Annotated in this window: 18 protein-coding genes; 1 reads left to right on the forward strand and 17 read right to left on the reverse strand. The window is 66.4% G+C overall.

Features of this window, described 5'->3' with window-relative positions; genetic code table 11:
• Positions 1 to 3: 3 nt before the first annotated feature.
• The 15 genes from RGUI_RS17550 to RGUI_RS17620 all read right to left on the reverse strand — a co-directional run bounded on the left by RGUI_RS17550 (position 4) and on the right by RGUI_RS17620 (position 13,064).
• Positions 4 to 399 carry a GPW/gp25 family protein gene (locus RGUI_RS17550; RefSeq protein WP_081535328.1) on the reverse strand — a complete coding sequence of 132 codons (396 nt, stop codon included), beginning with the start codon at positions 397 to 399 and terminating at the stop codon, positions 4 to 6.
• Between the two features lie 3 nt (positions 400 to 402).
• Positions 403 to 801 (reverse strand): DUF4150 domain-containing protein, encoded by a 399-nt coding sequence (locus RGUI_RS17555; RefSeq protein ID WP_081535330.1) that lies wholly within the window; start codon positions 799 to 801, stop codon positions 403 to 405.
• A 2-nt stretch (positions 802 to 803) separates the two neighbouring features.
• Positions 804 to 2,048, reverse strand: a complete 1,245-nt coding sequence (locus RGUI_RS17560; protein ID WP_081535331.1) for a hypothetical protein — start codon at positions 2,046 to 2,048, stop codon at positions 804 to 806.
• A 16-nt stretch (positions 2,049 to 2,064) separates the two neighbouring features.
• Positions 2,065 to 2,574, reverse strand: coding sequence for a phage baseplate assembly protein V (locus RGUI_RS17565; protein ID WP_081535333.1), 510 nt, complete (start codon positions 2,572 to 2,574; stop codon positions 2,065 to 2,067).
• Positions 2,571 to 3,770, reverse strand: coding sequence for a phage late control D family protein (locus RGUI_RS17570; RefSeq protein WP_081535335.1), 1,200 nt, complete (start codon positions 3,768 to 3,770; stop codon positions 2,571 to 2,573). The genes RGUI_RS17565 and RGUI_RS17570 overlap by 4 nt, the downstream gene beginning before the upstream one ends.
• Positions 3,771 to 4,505 (reverse strand): LysM peptidoglycan-binding domain-containing protein, encoded by a 735-nt coding sequence (locus RGUI_RS17575; protein WP_081535337.1) that lies wholly within the window; start codon positions 4,503 to 4,505, stop codon positions 3,771 to 3,773. It lies immediately after the preceding gene.
• A 6-nt stretch (positions 4,506 to 4,511) separates the two neighbouring features.
• Complete coding sequence (locus RGUI_RS17580; RefSeq protein WP_081535339.1) at positions 4,512 to 4,697, reverse strand: hypothetical protein; 186 nt, start codon at positions 4,695 to 4,697, stop codon at positions 4,512 to 4,514.
• Between the two features lie 13 nt (positions 4,698 to 4,710).
• A complete protein-coding gene (locus RGUI_RS17585; protein WP_253798596.1) occupies positions 4,711 to 5,226 on the reverse strand; it encodes a phage tail protein in 516 nt (171 codons plus the stop codon).
• A 4-nt stretch (positions 5,227 to 5,230) separates the two neighbouring features.
• Positions 5,231 to 7,366: a phage tail sheath C-terminal domain-containing protein gene (locus RGUI_RS17590; protein WP_081535341.1), complete on the reverse strand. Its 2,136-nt coding sequence runs from the start codon at positions 7,364 to 7,366 to the stop codon at positions 5,231 to 5,233.
• 30 nt (positions 7,367 to 7,396) lie between these two features.
• Positions 7,397 to 7,834: a phage tail protein gene (locus tag RGUI_RS17595; RefSeq protein ID WP_081535343.1), complete on the reverse strand. Its 438-nt coding sequence runs from the start codon at positions 7,832 to 7,834 to the stop codon at positions 7,397 to 7,399.
• 33 nt (positions 7,835 to 7,867) lie between these two features.
• Positions 7,868 to 10,354 (reverse strand): phage tail sheath subtilisin-like domain-containing protein, encoded by a 2,487-nt coding sequence (locus RGUI_RS17600; RefSeq protein WP_081535345.1) that lies wholly within the window; start codon positions 10,352 to 10,354, stop codon positions 7,868 to 7,870.
• 11 nt (positions 10,355 to 10,365) lie between these two features.
• The gene (locus tag RGUI_RS17605) at positions 10,366 to 11,013 is read right to left on the reverse strand and encodes a hypothetical protein (protein ID WP_081535347.1); all 648 of its coding nucleotides are present in this window, start codon (positions 11,011 to 11,013) and stop codon (positions 10,366 to 10,368) included.
• Positions 11,010 to 11,612 carry a DUF4255 domain-containing protein gene (locus RGUI_RS17610; protein WP_081535349.1) on the reverse strand — a complete coding sequence of 201 codons (603 nt, stop codon included), beginning with the start codon at positions 11,610 to 11,612 and terminating at the stop codon, positions 11,010 to 11,012. Before RGUI_RS17610 ends, RGUI_RS17605 begins: the two co-directional genes overlap by 4 nt.
• Positions 11,613 to 11,673: 61 nt before the next feature.
• Complete coding sequence (locus RGUI_RS17615) at positions 11,674 to 11,958, reverse strand: hypothetical protein (RefSeq protein ID WP_081535351.1); 285 nt, start codon at positions 11,956 to 11,958, stop codon at positions 11,674 to 11,676.
• A 209-nt stretch (positions 11,959 to 12,167) separates the two neighbouring features.
• Positions 12,168 to 13,064: a BTAD domain-containing putative transcriptional regulator gene (locus tag RGUI_RS17620; protein WP_081535353.1), complete on the reverse strand. Its 897-nt coding sequence runs from the start codon at positions 13,062 to 13,064 to the stop codon at positions 12,168 to 12,170.
• A 410-nt stretch (positions 13,065 to 13,474) separates the two neighbouring features.
• Between RGUI_RS17620 and RGUI_RS17625 the strand changes: the two genes are divergently transcribed.
• Complete coding sequence (locus RGUI_RS17625) at positions 13,475 to 14,215, forward strand: rhomboid family intramembrane serine protease (RefSeq protein ID WP_081535355.1); 741 nt, start codon at positions 13,475 to 13,477, stop codon at positions 14,213 to 14,215.
• A 12-nt stretch (positions 14,216 to 14,227) separates the two neighbouring features.
• On the opposite strand, the gene RGUI_RS17630 is transcribed toward RGUI_RS17625, so the two are convergent.
• On the reverse strand, positions 14,228 to 14,461 hold the full coding sequence (locus RGUI_RS17630) for a hypothetical protein (RefSeq protein ID WP_253798598.1): 234 nt from the start codon (positions 14,459 to 14,461) through the stop codon (positions 14,228 to 14,230).
• Positions 14,462 to 14,544: 83 nt separating this feature from the next.
• On the reverse strand, positions 14,545 to 15,333 hold the full coding sequence (locus tag RGUI_RS17635; protein ID WP_081535359.1) for an inositol monophosphatase family protein: 789 nt from the start codon (positions 15,331 to 15,333) through the stop codon (positions 14,545 to 14,547).
• Positions 15,334 to 15,400 lie beyond the last annotated feature (67 nt).

The raw sequence follows: 15,400 nt of genomic DNA on the forward strand, positions 1-15,400 counted from the left end.
GGCTCAGCCCTCCCCCTCGTTGATGAAGAACGGATAGACGAGGTTGTGGAACGCGTTGTTGGCGCGGATCCGGTAGTCGATATGGATAAGCAGCGTGCTTTCGCTGTCAGCAGACGTCCGGGTGCGGACGCTCAGCACGTCGATCCGCGGTTCGAACCGGACCAGCGCGCGCTGCACCTCTGCCGCGATGGTGGCGCGCAGCCGGTCGGTGTTGGAGGCGAAGACATAGTCATGGATGCCGCAGCCGAATTCGGGGACCATCACGCGCGATCCGGGCGAGGTCGACAGGATCAGCCAGATCGACTGTTCGATCAGGTCGGTGCCCTCGGCATAGTCAAGCCCGCCGCGGCCGTTCGGTTTGATCGGAAAGCGCCAGCCCTTGCCCAGAAACGCGGTCATCGCTCAGCCCCCCACCAGAACGGTCGGGAAGGCGCCCATCAGCACCCCGACGGCATTGTCGTCATTCTGGCTGGTCGGATCGCCGAACCGGGCGATCCCCTTGCCGCCATAAAGAACGGTGGAGGACCCGCTGGTGACCGAACAGGCGCCCTTGATGCCGCCGCTGGTGACCCCGCCAATACTGCCGGCCTCATCCCCGGTCGAGGTGGCGATGCTGCTGTCCTGCAAAACGGCCTTGAGGCTGGAGGGGCCCAGCAGCAGGTCATCGGCCACGTCGGTTGCGTCGGCCAACTGGGCGATATTGGGATAGGGCAGCGGCACGGGGCCGCCCGGTGTCGGCGTCTTGCAGACATCGGGAAAGGCCATCGCGATGCCTTGGGTGGGGCAGATCGGCAGGCCCATGCTCAGCCTCCTTCCCATGTCACGGTGACGGACCGGTTGTTGTCGAGGGGTACGGTCCCGGTTCCGTCGGGGTCGAAATCCACCGGCCATGCCGCGCGCCAGACCGCGTAGGCGTGGTCGCGGTCCGGTTCGATCACCAGCGTGTCGAGGTTGAAGACGATATCGCGCTTGCGCCACAGGCAGGGGTCGTCCTGCCCCGTCCCGGTGAACCACGCATGCACCGCGCGGGGGCCGCCCGTGGTCAGGGTAAAGGCGTAGATGTCCGCATCGGCATCCGTGACGACGATTTCCGCCCCGTCTGCGGGATAGGGCACAGTCGCGCCCTGCCGCCGGTCGCGGCGATAGCCGTTGTAATAGCGGTTCTCGAACGCGTCGGGCAGGGGCTGCGGCGGGGGCGGGTCGAAGACACCCCCGTCGGTTTCCCGAATGGTACCGAAGCGACGCTCCCACCCCAGGCCGGTCAGCGGGCGGATGGCCAGCGCCTCCTGGCTCATCCGCGTGGTGCCGTCGACGGCGATCGCGACCGGCACGGGATCGGCATCGGCGATCACGATCAGGTCGGCCTCGGGCTTGAAGGGGACCATGTCGCTTTCGTATTCGATGGATGCGGCGCTGGGCGCGGCATAGGTGACGGATTGCCCGTCTGCGCCCATCGTGCCCATCCGGAACGATGCTGTGCTGGCGGTGACGGCAGAGGAGAACTCGGCAAAGCCTGAAATCGTCACCGGCTGCTTGTCCGCCGCGGGGAAGGGCGTGCCCAGCCCCGGATCGTCGGCCAGAACGGTCTGCCCGCTGGCCACGACGCGAAGCTCGGGCAGGGTCAGCCCCTCGGTCCCGGTGGCATCGACGGAGAAGCCGACATCGCGGTCACGAAGGGTCCGGCCGAACCCGGCATTGCGGCGCAGATCGCCCAGCGCGCCGTTGCGCAGGATCGTGACGTTTTCATCGCCGACCGTGGCCTCGGCGCCGCCGGTCTCGCTCCACCCGTCCAGACCGTCGGCGAAATCCGCGTTATCAAGGAACGCGCCGGGCTGGTCGCCCTCGAAGATCTCCGGCCCGTCCTCGCGCGGGGTCAGGCTGCCCGCTGTGGGATCGGTGGCAGAGGCGGCGATGGTATAGGCGCGCTTGACGATGATCGAGATCACCTGCTCGATATTGTCCCCCGACACGGGGCTGCCCGGGCGCCGCCGATGCCCCAGAAGGAAGGCGCCGGACAGGCCGGGAAGGTCGGGGAAGGTGACGTCCATGTGCTGTCCTTTCTTCTCAGGGGTTGAGGTGGATGGGGTTGCCCTTGCCGGTCAGCTGGGCGCTGGCCTCGATGGTCACATTGGTGCCCTTCAGCGTCAGGTCCCCTTGGGTTTCGATTGTGACGCCGGAGGCCTCCATGGTGATGGTGCTGCCGGTCTTGTCGGTGATGACGATGGTTTCCGACCCTTCGGTGTCATCCAGCATGATCTCGTGCCCGCTTTCGCTGCGGATGACGCGCTGCTTGACCTCGGTCACCGGGGGGGTGTTGTCGCCGGTAAAGATCGCCCCGACCACGTAGGGACGTTCGATCACGCCCTCTTCGAAGCCAAGGACGACCATGTCGCCCGCGACCGGCTGCCAGAAAAGCCCGAACCCGCCCGAGGCCAGCGGCCGCGCAACCGGCGCCCATTGGCAGACAGGTTCGCCGGGCCGCGATTTCAGCTTGGCGCGGATGCGGCCCAGCCCTTGCGGATCGTCCACATCCGTCACTTCGCCCAGCAGGAATCCCCTCACGCGATCGGTCATGGCAGGCTGCCCTCCAGCCGGGCGGAAAAGGCGGTGGAATAGCCAGCGGCGTCGATCTTGTGGGTGGTCTTGGTCAGAACCCAAAGGCCGGAATAGCGCGGCCCGATGCCGGTGATCTCCACCGCGCTGCCGGCGCGCAGATGCGGAAAGCCGATGGTCGCGCCTTCTGCCGTGACCATGTCCTTGACCCGTTCGCGCAGGATGCCCAGCGCCTTCACCTGTGCCTCTGCCGCGTTCTGGACGGGTTCGTCGACCACGACCTCCTGCGTGTCGGACAGGGCGTCGGTGACGGTGGCCAACAGGTTCGGATCGGGGAAGTCGAGGTCGAGGTCGTCCAGCGTCGCCACGGCCTCCACCTCCGCCTCCGACCCGCTGGCGGCGGGGTTTTGCGAGCGGATCGTGACCTCGCCCACCTGATCCTTGATCCGCACGCTGATGTCGAATTTCGACAGCGTGCTGCCCCAGGCCAGCGCATAGGTCGCTGGCGGCTGGTCGGAGGGGCCGAAAAACAGCGCCGGTTCGTCCGCCCCGCCGGTCGAAACCAGCCCCGAGGCCGGATCGACATTGGGCAAAAGCGCAAGGTCATAGCCCAACCGCCGGGCGCGGCGCATCAGGAAGTTAACCGGGTATTCGTTGTTCAGCATCAGGAATTCATGCACCGTTTCCCCCGCCGCCTGTCCGGGCGTGGTGGCGACCGCGATCCCCAGATCCTCGGCCAGGGCCTGCGCGATGGCGGTGTCGGTCTGGTCGGTGAATTCGCGGGTCGCCTGCGCGTTCTGCAACTGGAACAGTCCCGACAGCACGCGCACCTTCATCTGCGGGATGCCGCTGTCGGGAAAGCTTGGCGCGATCGACACGATCATGCCGGTCAGCTTTTGCACGGGGTCTTCGGGCCCGTAGTATCCCATCGACAGGGACGCGGTCATTCCCGGTTCGAACGCGGGCACCGGCTGGCCCTGCGCATCGGTCTGCGGCGCGCCGGAGGCGTCATAGGGGGAGCTGTATTTGGGTGCATTCCGCACCGGGTCCCTGTCATGCAGGGTGAATTCGAAGAACTCCAGCGCCGACAGGCTGTCCTCGAACGTCACTTCGATGACGTCGCGGATGGTGTGCGGCGGCACGTCCTGCCCATCGACCTGAAGGACGAAGCGGGGGGCATAGAAGCTGCGGCCCGTATGGATGGCTTCGGCGGTCATCTAGAGGAGCGGAGGCAGCTCAAGCGCCTCTCCCGGTGTCAGGGTGGTTGGGTCGGAAAGATCGTTGGCCTCGGCGATCACGCGCCAGCGGGCGGGGTCCTTGTAGGCGACCCATGCGATCTGCGGCAGCGTCTCGCCCTCGCGCACGGTATGGGTGCGGGTGTGGTCGGCGGTTTGCAGGTTCAACTCCTGCAACTGCTCTGACAGGGTGCGGTATTCCTTCAGCGTCAGCTCCACGATGCAGCGCAGCGGCACCCCGTCGGGGTCGAACAGCGTATAGCGGCGGTTCACGGTTTCCACGACCGCGTCGAAGGTGGGGGAGGGGACGTCGCTTTCAGATGTGGTGGCACCGGGAAAGGCGCTGCCCCAACTGATCCGGACAAGGGGCGGCGTGTGCAGATCGCCGGAAATCTTGACCATGCGATAGAAGGCGTCCACGCGCTGCGTCACCGTCTGGGGTTCCTCGGCACCGCCACCGCCGATCCCGGCCCCGATGGCGCCCAGAAGCCCCCCGGCCGAGGGCGGGCTGGTGCCGTCGAAGAACAACTCCAGCGTCAGCTTCTCGCTTTCGCCACGGACGAATTGCAGGATCGGGCTGTCGAGACCGGGCAGGCTGACCTCGCCCAGATGCGCGGTCTTCTCGAACGCGTATTCGGTGGGGTTGAACTGCACCTCGATCGGGTCGCCGACGGGGCGTTTTTCAAGGTCCAGCTTCTGGAAGGTCAGCTTGCCCATTCTGCCCTACTCCTGCGCGCGCCGGTTGGCGCCGATGGCCGTGTCGCGGCTGCGCCCCCGGTCCTCGGCCGCATCGCGGGCCAAGGCCTCGCGCAGGCGCTGGACCAGCACGGCCATCACCTCATCCGTCAAAAGGGCGCTGGCATCGAAGGCGTGCACCTCGGCATCCACTTCGTTGATTTTCCACGGCATGGCCTGCACCCCCTCAGAACGGTGAAATCGCGTCGAGCAGCTTGCCGGGCGAGACGATCAGCTCCAGCTTCTCATGTGCGATCTCTAGGCTTTCGATGGCGACCTGGCTTTCGCCGGCATTGAAGGCGGGGCCAGTCCATTTCACCGGCAGGCCGTTGGAAAAGCTCCACGTCTTGATCGGCAGGCCGAAATTGTCCTGCAGGATGATCAGCCCGTCGCGCCGGGTGCCCTCGCCCTTCTGGAACTCCTCGTGCCAGAGCCACAAATCCTCCCCCAGCCCCACGCCGCGCACCAGCGTGATGTTGGAATAGGCCATGCGGCTGGGGAATCTGTGCACCCGGTCGTTCACCCCGCCTTCCAGATAGGTTTCGAAGTCGAGAGAGCTTTCGAGGCCGCGGCATTCGGTGAACCCGCCCAGAACAAGGCCCGCGGCGGCGCTGACCGCCCCGCCCAGCAGGCCGCCGCTGTCAAAGAGCGTCACGAGGAACCGGTAGTTCGGAAGCGGGTCAAAGCGCGGCAGGTCGATCATCGCGTCATTCCTCGATCTGGACCGACAGCCGGTCGGTGCGGCCAAGTCTCAGCCGGATGAATTCGTAGGGGCGGACGGGGGCGACCGCGATCTCGGCCACAAGCTGGCCGGCCTCAGTGACGGCGGGCGGGTTGTTCTCGGCATCGCACTTGACCGCAAAGGCCGCGGCGGGGCTGGCCCCCGCCAAGGCGCCGCGCCGCCAGAGGGCGGACAGGAACGCCGAAACCGAATGGCGGATCGCGTCCCGCAGGACCTGAGAGTTGGGTTCGAACACCGCCCATTGGTGGCCGTCCTGAATCGCCTCGGCGATCATCAGCATCAGGCGGCGCACGTTCAGGAACCGCCATTCGGGATCGGAACTGAGCGTCCGCGCTCCCTGCGGTGCGATCCCGCGTCCCGGCGTGGCACGGATGACATTGACCCCCAGCGTGTTCAGGAGCCCATGCACCGCGTCGTCCGCCGCATCGGTCAGCGCGGCGACATCGCGCAGGCGCTGGTTGGCGGGCGCGCGTTGCGGCCCCTCTGACAGATCGATGCGTGCGATCAACCCGGCAATGGCGCCCGAGGGCGGCAGGCTGCGCGCCTCTTGCCCCGGTTCGGCCAGCACCAGCCACGGCCAGTAGAGCGCGGCATGGGCGGTGTCGAACCGCGCCCGCCAGCTTTGCACATCGTCCAGCCGCAGCATTTCTTGCGGCACGTCCAGCAGGGCCACGCGGTACAGACCGCTTTCGCCCTGTCCCGCCATCTCCATCTGCAACGCGTAGATGTCGTCGATATGCAGGGCGGGAGGCAGGGTGCGCTCTGCGATATGGAATTCCTGAGGCGTCGTCAGGACAACGCTGAAGGTCTGGGTCGAGGCGTCAAGCGTGGTATAGCCGACCTTGGCGATGCGGATGTCGACCTGCCCCAGCGGCAGACCGGTGAGGGTAAAGCTGCCGTCCCCGGCGGTCATGGCAACGCGCCCCTCGACATCCAGGCTGGTGACGCGCGCGCCCCCGACGGGCGCGTCGGTGTCGGCGTCGCGGACGATGCCCGACAGGATCCCCTCTGGCAGCGGTTCGGGGCTGGTGCAGGCATTGGGGCGGAGGATCGGGGCCAGCGGTGCGGCCTCGGCTTCGGCTCGCAGCACGATATCGGGCGCGGCAAGGACCGAGATCTCGTCCACCTCGGCCAGCCGGGTCAGCGCATCGGAGAACTGGGTGCGTGTAAGGCTGCGCAGGCCATCCCGCCCGCCGGAAAATGCCAAGGGCAGCCCCGGTGCCGGCCAGTTCGCCGGGTCGGACAGATCGGCCAGGGCGACCTCGACCGGCGGTTGGCCCGGTGGCCCGGGTACAAAGGTCGTGGCGACGCGGGCGGCCAGCATGGCGCATTGTTCCTGCAGCAGGCGGCCGACATAACGTGTACTGCGCGGGTCGAGGGACAGATCGGCGTGGCGAGAGACCTCTTGCCCGTCAAGCGCCAGCGACAGGGTGAATTCCACGGTTTCCAGCCGGACGGGCCGGGCGAAATCCAGCCCCGTCACCGGGCTTTGCCACGTGATTTCCAGAAGCGCCCGGTCGATTGCCGCGACATGGGCATAGGCGGGGGCGTCCATCCCGTCCTGGATCAGGCGCACCCAGCTTCCCGTCTCGAACCCCGGCAGCGCGGCGGCACGCATCGTGGCCCCATCGGCGGGCTGGTTCGGCAGGCTTTCGGTCACGCCGCGCCCGCCCGCGAAGACGGTGACGGACAACCGGTTGCCCCATGCGCCGGGGCTGTCGGATACAAGCCGCGACGGCGTTGTCAGGGGGCCGGAGTTGTCGCTTTGCCCCCGCCCGATGGCGGCATAGGCGGCGGACAGCGTCAGCCCGCCGGGCAGCGTGACCCGCGCCGTGGCCGCGTCTGCCGGATCGGCCACGCGCGCCATGAACGCGGTGTCGCCGCCGTTCTCAAAGAAGAGCCGCACGGCCTCCCCGGTATAGGCGTACTCAAGCGGTGGGCCGAAGGCGTCGAGGAATTGCCGCCAGCTGCGCAGCTTGACCGCCCGGTCTAGCGGTCCGCGTTCGGCAAACCCCGCAAAGCCGCAGATATCCGTCCGCAGCGCCGACACGCGGGGGCGGTTCAGATCGACGGTTTCGAAGGTGACGCCCGGGGCCAGCATGGCTTTCTCTCCTCACGCGTGGGCCCGGACTTACGTCTGGGTGTCCAGCCCTTCGTGGCAGATTTCCAGCGACTCGATGGCGACCTCGTTGGTGGTGGAGTTGAGCTTCGGCCCCTCCCACTTGCAGATCCAGCCTTCGCGGAAATTGAACCGCAGGGCTTCCTCCCGTGCCTCGTCCAGCACGATGATCGAGAACGACTTGCGCTCGGTCTGGCCGTCGATGGTCGTCTTGCGCCAGGTCCAGAGTTCGTAATTCTGGGTCCAGCCGCGTTTCAGCGCGATGTTGGCATAGTTGGTCAGACCGGGCAGTTTGCGCTTGGTCGTGATCTCGTTGCCGGTGCGGTATTCGATGATCTCCTGGCTGGTCTCCAGCCCGCTGGCCTCTGTAAAGCCCGCGCTGGCGACCCCGTCGATTTCGATGAGGAAGTTGAACTGGGCGAGGGGATCGTTCCTGTCTCCGACGGGCATGGGCGGGTCCTCCTGATGTCTGTGGCCGGCCGCTTAGGCGGACGCGGTTTTCTGGGAAATGCGGAAAATGACGAATTCGGCGGGGCGTAGCGGGGCGATGGCCACCTGTACGACCAGCCGCCCGTTCAGGATGTCCGACTGGCTCATCGTGTTGGGGCCGACATCGACGAAGAACGCCTCTTCGGGGCTGGCGCCGGCCAGTGCGCCGTCGCGCCACAGGCCCGTCAGGAAGTTCGTCAGGCTGCGGTTGATCGTGGCCCACAGCGCCTGTCCGTTCGGCTCGAACACCGCGAATTGCGTGCCCCGCTCGATCGATTTCTCCACGAACAGGAACAGGCGCCGCACCGGGACATAGATCCATTCGGAATCGGACGTCACGGTGCGGGCCCCCCATATGCGCTTGGACCGGCCGAGGTTGGAAAAATCGCGGATCACGTTGATGCCGCGCGGGTTCAGGATTTCCTGCTGCCCGGTTGTGATGTTGGCGTTCAGATCAAGGATGTTGCGCACCACGACATTGGCCGGGGCCTTGTGCACCCCGCGTTCGTTGTCGGTGCGGGCAAAGGCGCCGCAGACATGGCCCGAGGGCGGAATGACAAGCCGGTCGCCGGGCTGTCCGAACGGGTCGGAGATTTGCAGCCACGGGTAATAAAGTGCCGCCCGCGTGCTGTCGTAAAGCGCCCGCTGCGCCTGCACCGTTGCAAGATCGGCATTGGGCTGGCTGTCCAGCACGGCGATCCGATAGCGCATCAGTTCGCAATGGGTGATCATCTGGTTCTGGACGACCTGTTCCCAGCGGCCCGGCACCGCGACGATCGAGATATCGTCGATGCCGGTCAGGGCGTGGATGCCGGTGCGGTCGGCCACATCCGCCGCGTCATCGCCGCGATAGGTATTCTCGTTCACGGTGGCGAGGTCGTCGTCGCCCCCGTCAAGGCCGCGATTGAGCCCCAGCATGACCTGCGACAGGCGCAGGGTGGCGGCATCGGCCAGATCGGCGCCGGTGTCGTCCCGGGTCAGATCCGACAGGCGGATCAGGTCGGACAGGCCGGCACGCGCGCTTTCCCCGGCGGCCCGGTCGAAATGGCCGACGATGGTGGGTGCATAGCGGGGGTGCGTCGGGTCCTGCGCGAGACTGTCGAAGGATTCGTCCATCGCGACGCGCCCGGTTTCGTCCAGAAGCTCCACGGTCAGGGCGAATTCAAGGCTGGTGACGGTGTCGCCCAAATTCAGATCGACGGCGGCGCCGCCTTCCAACTCGACCTCTGCCCCGCTGGTGCCGGTCACGCGCTGGCGGGCGATCTCGGTCCCGGCGCGGGCGATGCTGACGACCGAACCGGGATAAAGGCCGACACCTGTGCCCAGCGTGATCGGGCTGTCGCCGGTCAGGGCGGCCACGGCCACGGTGGTTTCGTTCAAGGGCGCCGCGGTCGCGCGGACACGCAACCGGTTGGCCCAACCGCCTTCGTCCCGGGCATGGACGCGCAACAGGTCCACCTGCTTGCGGATTTCCACACCGGTGGCGTGGATCGCAAGGGTGGGCGTCGTGGCGACCGAAAGCTGAGAGACAACGGTGCGCACGACGTGGAATTCCCGTGTGGGCGCGGTGCCGATGGCGACCACGTCGCCCTCTGCCATACCGGCGGTGGCGGCGACGGCGACGATCCCGGCCCCGGCGGCGGTTGCGCCATCGACCGTGGTCGCCGTGGCGCTGTCGCCCATCGTGACGACCATCACCTCTACCGTGGCCTGCGGGTGATCGAAGAGGAGCGTGCCCTCGTCGAAATCGGCCGCGGCGTTGGCGGTGATGGTCACGAATTCCGTGGTGCTGTCGTCGCCGGTTTGGCGGATCCGCAGCACCTGCCCGGCGGTCAGGGCCGCGACGGTGGCGCCGTCCAGCGCAAGCCCGCCGCCCGCGTCCATGTCACCGGTGACGCCGGCGGTCAGGTCGGCGCCCTCGACCGGCGCGTTTTGCAGCACGACCGGTTGGGTATCCCCCTGTGCGGCGTGGAGCGTTCCGGTCAGAGCCAGACCCATGGCAAGCGGGTCGCTGTCGGCGGTTACATATTCGCTGCGCGCCCCGTCAGACAGCAGCAGCGTATCGCCATTGGCGATGTTGGTGCCATCGTCGATCTGAAGCAGAACCGCCCCGGCCACCGCGCGGCTGGACAGCGCCGTCACTGCCGGTGTCTGCGTCGCGTCGCCCAGCATGTCGACCGTGGCGAAATCGGCGTCGGTTCCGACAATCCGGTTGACGTAGATCCGGCCCGCGCCGTTGTCGAAGGCGCCCTGAACCGCAAGGGGCAGCGCGTCGCGGTTGTTGGTGTAGACCGCGCTGTTCAGCAAGCCGCCAAAGCTGCGGGTGAAATCCCCGAAACTGGTGACAAGTGTCGGCCGGTTCACCGGGCCGCGTTCGGTCATGCCGACCATGCCGATGGTCGATGTCGACACGCCCGCGATGGGTTTTGCGCCGCTCGGAACCTCTTCGACGAAAACGCCGGGTGCAAGATATTCAGGCATGCTTGGTCTCCCTACGTGGGTTGGAGCGTGAGGCTCACCCGGTTGATCGGTGCCGCGAAATTCAGTCTGATGTCGGTGTCGAGCGGGATGCGCCCCGTGGCCGTGACGGACAGCGTGACGGTTGCCGCGACGGGCGCGGGCCCAAGGGTGAAAAACCCGTCGGCATCCGTCAGAACGGGGCCCAGCGCGGCCGGCGCGGTGACGCTGACCGACGCGCCTGCAATGGCGATCTCGGGGTCTTCGGCCCGGGACACACGGCCCTTGAGCGTCACTGGGTCGGGCAAGAGCGCGATGTCCTGCGCGCGGGGCAGGCCGCCGATGATCTGCACCGCCTGGGTTTCGTCGCCCAGGGTCAGGCTGCGCGCGATGCGTGCCAGTTCCGCCGCGGTAAAGCTGAGCGTGACCGAGGACGGCTGATAGCCGTCGGCCTCGACCTCCAGCCGGATATCGACATTTGCCGGGGGCAGCATGTGCAGCGGATCGCCAAAGACCGCGTATTGCGCATCGGGCAGAACGCGCAAGGTGACGTGGTCCAACGGCCCGTCGTCGGCGGCATCCACGACCCGCACAAGGGGTGGTGTGCGCGGTTGCCCCGTGCTGATCGCATCGGTGATCCGCCCGGCGACCACCACCTGTCGGGACAGAACCTCGAACGTCATGGGCCAACCCCCTGATCGACAAGGATATGGCTTTCCGTCACGCGGTCGGCGCTGACCGGATCAAGCGCGCTGTCGATCATCACCGTCCGCATCTCATAGGCGACGGACAGGCGGTAATCGCTGCCCATGGCGTGCCAGACCCGCGCGATGTCTTCCAGCCGCAGGGGTTGCAGGTTGAGGCGCAGCGCCCGGCTGCCGCCGCCCCGGCTGTCGTCCAGCGGGGCACCGGCCAGCGTCTCGATGGTCGGCCGGTCATGCAGCGCCTGCATGATCCGCCCGAGGATCAGGTGGTTTTGTTCCTCATCGGCCTGAAGCGGGGTGATCAGGTACTGATGGCGCAGCGCCAGCGGCGCGCGGACCAGCCCAGTCGTGCCGATCGGCAGCGGCCGCTGGTTCCGCAACTGGGAATCGGGTTCGATGCTGTAAAGATAGACCGACAGGCGCGCGGTGGCGGGTACGTCGCTGTCCGGGGCCGACAGGATAATGTCGGTCGCCATGTCGGCAAACCCGAAATCGACGTCCGCAACGGTGGTCAGGGCCTCGTAAAGGAAGGCGCGCAATTCCCGCGTTGCGTCGCGCAGGATCGAGAAGTGGCTCATCTCCCGACCCCTCCTGCAATCGCGCCCGCTGTTTGCCTGTCTGACGAAATCCTGGCCATCGTCAGTGCCTTTTCTCGTCGGGGGCGTGCCAGTCGCCGGAGGGCGACGCGTCGGCGGCCTTGGCCATCCGGTCGCGCAGCCAGTCCAGCGCGCTCTCGATGGAATGGTGAAGGCTGAAGTCGGAACTGTTCACATGTTCGATCTGCACGAACAGGCGCCCTTCGCCGCCGCCGGTCTGCTGCGGCAATTGCGGTTGCAGGCTGGGATCGGGAGAGGCATTCACCCGCAGGCGCACCACGAAGGCATGGCTTTCGTCACGTGTCCTGTCCGGGGTCGGCGTGGTCATCGGAAGTCCGATCCTCTTGGGTGTCGGAATCACCCTTAACAGGTCGTGAATGCCGGCCCGTCCGCAGGGCGGCACATCGCCCTCACGACCGTCGGACAGATCGGGCACGCCGCCATCACCGATGCGTCACCGCCCGGTCACAACCTGACAAAGGCCGACCCGGTGGATCGGCCTTTCAGGTTTGAAATTGATAGGGAATTCGCGCCTGCTCAGTCGCCGGTATACATCGTCTGCAGCGCCGCATAGATCGAGGCGCGGGAGCGTTCCACGGTCTGCAGATAGCCCTCATACCGGCGCGCCGTGAGTTCCGAGGACGGCGCCTGCGGTGGCGCGTCAGGACAGCGTTCCAGCCCGGTCCGGATATAGTCGAACAGCGCCGCGGTTTCCGACATCGGACCGATGCCCAACTCGCGTTGCAGCAGGGTGCAGAATTCCTTGTGCCGGGTGATGGCCGTGGCGCGGCGTCCGGTCAGGACAAGCAGCCACATCACCTCGCAATGGATGCCCTCGCGAAACGGATCGACGGCCAGAACACGCTGGCCGCACTCCAGCGCCTCCTCGAACCGCCGTTCGCGGCCGGCATGGCGCATCAGGGCGATCAGCGCCTGAATATAGGTGTTCAACAGACGCTCTCGCATCACCAGCGCCCAGTTCGACGACAGGCCATCGGCGAAGTCGCCGCGCCACAGCTCGACCGCCGCGCGAAGCGTTTCCAGTTCTGTCAGCGTCAGGTCTTCCGGGGCGCTCGACAGGGCGGCCTGCGCGTCAAGAACCTTGCGGATATCCAGCCGGGCCGGGGCCGCGACATCCAGCATCAGCGTGTCGTTCCCGCACTCCATCGTGATTCCGGGCAGCCCGGTCAGGCACTTCTTCAGCCGCCAAAGCGTCGTGTTGAAGGCCGAGCGCGAGGGCGCACCGTCGGGCCAGACGGCCTCGGCAATGATTTCGCGCCGGATGCGCGTCCCGGATCGGGTCAGGAGATAAAAGAAAAGCCGCCGCGCCGGACCTTTCAAACGGTGGTCCATCGGCGTGCCGCGATGCAGCAGGGTAAATGGGCCAAGTAAGCGAATTTCGGTTTCTATGCCATTTTCAGCACTGCAAGCCATGATTGTCCGTCCCAGTCTGACTGCCGGAAAAAAAGACCGAGCCAAAGGCGATGGAGGCACCCTTCAAGGCCCAAGGCCGGGATCGTGCGTCGAAAAAGGTGACGCCGGTCGAACAACGCAAAACACTCAGTTAATAGCAATTAACGTAACATTCATGCGCGAGGCTGTCCAATTCTCACCGGTTTGTAACTGGCTTGTTACCGGAACTCGGCCGAGACGCACCGATATTGAAAGGATTTCCCGGCCGCGGATCCGGGATCGCAATTTCTTCCCGTGAATGCGGTTTCCGGTTTTGCGGCGGACAGGGCATCGGTCGGGTCCGCTCCTGTTTGGAAATATGCACGCTTGCCGTAGGTCGGCGCCCGGGCGGTTGCGCTTGACCCCGCAGACCGGTCGGCTAGCCTTCGGCCATGTTTCCCTTGCGCGACCACAATCCATCCCGGCGGACGCCGTATGTCACTTTGGCCCTGATCGCTGCAAATGTGGTGGTCTTCGTGTCCTACTTTCACCTGTTCGCCGATCCCCGGGCCGTGCAGGGCTTTTTCATTGAATGGGCGCTTGTCCCTGCCGCGGTGACAGAGGGCCATCACCTGACCGGGTTCCTGACCTCGATGTTCCTGCATGGCGGTCTGATGCATCTTGCGGGCAACATGCTGTTTCTGTGGATCTTCGGCGACAACATGGAAGACGAGTTCGGTCCTCTGGGTTTTTTGCTGTTCTATCTGGCCTGTGGGCTATTGGCGGCGGGCGGGCAGTATCTGGCCGCGCCGCAGTCGATGGTGCCGATGGTCGGGGCGTCGGGCGCGATTGCGGGCGTCATGGGGGGCTATCTGCTGCTGTTCCCGAAGGCGCGCGTCGATATCCTCGTGATCCTCGTCTTCATCTTCCGGGTGATCCCGATTCCCGCATGGCTGATGCTGGGCGTCTGGTTCGCGCTGCAACTTTTCGCCGGTGTCTCGGCCCCGCAGGATGGGGGCGGGGTGGCCTATTGGGCCCATGCGGGCGGGTTTGCGGCCGGTCTGGCCCTGACCCTGCCGCTGTGGTTGCGTCTTGGCGGGCCCGCCTACTGGGCCCGGACCCACGGTCATCCGCCGCATCCCGAGGGTCTTTATCGCCGAAGCCCGATTCCGAAGGTCAAACGCCGCCGCTAGGGGGCGGGTTCGTCACTCGCCCAGCACGCCAAGCTGCACGATCTCGGCCCCGGCCAGGCCGTCGTCTATGACCTCCCCAAGGCCGAGGACGCCCTTGTCGACCGTGAAAAGAACGGATGTGGACAGCCCGACAAGGGCCGCGGTCAAGACCACCCAGTCCACCGTCACGGTGCCGTCTTCAACCCGCGCGAACCGCGCAAGGGTTCTGCCGCTTCCGATCTTCGTGTCACGCATAGGCCAGCGCATCCCGTCGCCTCCCCTTACTGATCAAATGACTGGGCAGGAGGATGCCGCACGAACGGGGCACAACAATGACCGGTTGGCGGTGGTCAGGTGTTCCGGATGATGCCGGCAAAGCTGTTATAGATCGCCTCGTTCGCGACAAGCACATCGCCGTGGACAAGGGGGTCGTGCCCTTCGCGGAGCGGCCCGACAAGGCCCCCGGCCTCGCGCACGATCACAAGGCCCGCGGCCATGTCCCAGGCGTTGATCTCACGCTCCCAATAGCCGTCATAGCGCCCCGCGGCCACATAGGCGAGGTCGAGCGCCGCCGACCCCCAGCGCCGCACGCCTGCGCAATGCGGCATCAGCCGGGCAAGGTCCTGAAGCGTGGCGGGCAGGGTCTTCTTGGCCGCGAAGGGGACGCCGGTTGCGAAGATGCACTCCACCATGCGGGACCGGCCAGAGACGCGAAGCCGCCGGTCGTTCATCCATGCGCCCGCGCCCTTTTCGGCAAAGAACATCTCGTCCTTGGCGGCGTCGAACACCACGCCGGCCACGATCTCGCCCTTGTGCTCCAGCGCGATGGAGACGGCCCAATGCGGCAGGCCGTGAAGGAAATTCGTCGTGCCGTCCAGCGGATCGACGATCCAGCGCCGCGTGGGGTCTTCGCCGGCCTCTTCGCCGGTTTCCTCGCCCAGCCAGCCGTAATTCGGGCGGGCCTCGCGCAGCTCGGTGCGGATGATGTCCTCGGCCGCGGTGTCGGCCCGGGACACGAAATCGCCGGCGCCCTTCATCGAGACCTGAAGGTTTTCGACCTCGCGGAAGTCCTTGACGAGGCTCCGGCCGGCCTTGCGGGCGGCCTTGATCATGATGTTGAGATTGGCGCTGCCTTGCATCCTTGCCTCCTCGTGGCTTGGGGGCGGCTTACACGCGGGGCGCCCCGGTGCCAAGGGGCTTGCGGCA

The organism is Rhodovulum sp. P5 (genome assembly GCF_002079305.1).
Lineage (GTDB): Bacteria > Pseudomonadota > Alphaproteobacteria > Rhodobacterales > Rhodobacteraceae > Rhodovulum.

Coding starts and splice junctions, on each gene's coding strand:
- RGUI_RS17550 (WP_081535328.1), bottom strand. CDS start 399: ATGACCGCGTTTCTGGGCAAGGGCTGGCGCTTTCCGATCAAACCGAAC.
- RGUI_RS17555 (WP_081535330.1), bottom strand. CDS start 801: ATGGGCCTGCCGATCTGCCCCACCCAAGGCATCGCGATGGCCTTTCCC.
- RGUI_RS17560 (WP_081535331.1), bottom strand. CDS start 2,048: ATGGACGTCACCTTCCCCGACCTTCCCGGCCTGTCCGGCGCCTTCCTT.
- RGUI_RS17565 (WP_081535333.1), bottom strand. CDS start 2,574: ATGACCGATCGCGTGAGGGGATTCCTGCTGGGCGAAGTGACGGATGTG.
- RGUI_RS17570 (WP_081535335.1), bottom strand. CDS start 3,770: ATGACCGCCGAAGCCATCCATACGGGCCGCAGCTTCTATGCCCCCCGC.
- RGUI_RS17575 (WP_081535337.1), bottom strand. CDS start 4,505: ATGGGCAAGCTGACCTTCCAGAAGCTGGACCTTGAAAAACGCCCCGTC.
- RGUI_RS17580 (WP_081535339.1), bottom strand. CDS start 4,697: ATGCCGTGGAAAATCAACGAAGTGGATGCCGAGGTGCACGCCTTCGAT.
- RGUI_RS17585 (WP_253798596.1), bottom strand. CDS start 5,226: ATGATCGACCTGCCGCGCTTTGACCCGCTTCCGAACTACCGGTTCCTC.
- RGUI_RS17590 (WP_081535341.1), bottom strand. CDS start 7,366: ATGCTGGCCCCGGGCGTCACCTTCGAAACCGTCGATCTGAACCGCCCC.
- RGUI_RS17595 (WP_081535343.1), bottom strand. CDS start 7,834: ATGCCCGTCGGAGACAGGAACGATCCCCTCGCCCAGTTCAACTTCCTC.
- RGUI_RS17600 (WP_081535345.1), bottom strand. CDS start 10,354: ATGCCTGAATATCTTGCACCCGGCGTTTTCGTCGAAGAGGTTCCGAGC.
- RGUI_RS17605 (WP_081535347.1), bottom strand. CDS start 11,013: ATGACGTTCGAGGTTCTGTCCCGACAGGTGGTGGTCGCCGGGCGGATC.
- RGUI_RS17610 (WP_081535349.1), bottom strand. CDS start 11,612: ATGAGCCACTTCTCGATCCTGCGCGACGCAACGCGGGAATTGCGCGCC.
- RGUI_RS17615 (WP_081535351.1), bottom strand. CDS start 11,958: ATGACCACGCCGACCCCGGACAGGACACGTGACGAAAGCCATGCCTTC.
- RGUI_RS17620 (WP_081535353.1), bottom strand. CDS start 13,064: ATGGCTTGCAGTGCTGAAAATGGCATAGAAACCGAAATTCGCTTACTT.
- RGUI_RS17625 (WP_081535355.1), top strand. CDS start 13,475: ATGTTTCCCTTGCGCGACCACAATCCATCCCGGCGGACGCCGTATGTC.
- RGUI_RS17630 (WP_253798598.1), bottom strand. CDS start 14,461: ATGCGCTGGCCTATGCGTGACACGAAGATCGGAAGCGGCAGAACCCTT.
- RGUI_RS17635 (WP_081535359.1), bottom strand. CDS start 15,333: ATGCAAGGCAGCGCCAATCTCAACATCATGATCAAGGCCGCCCGCAAG.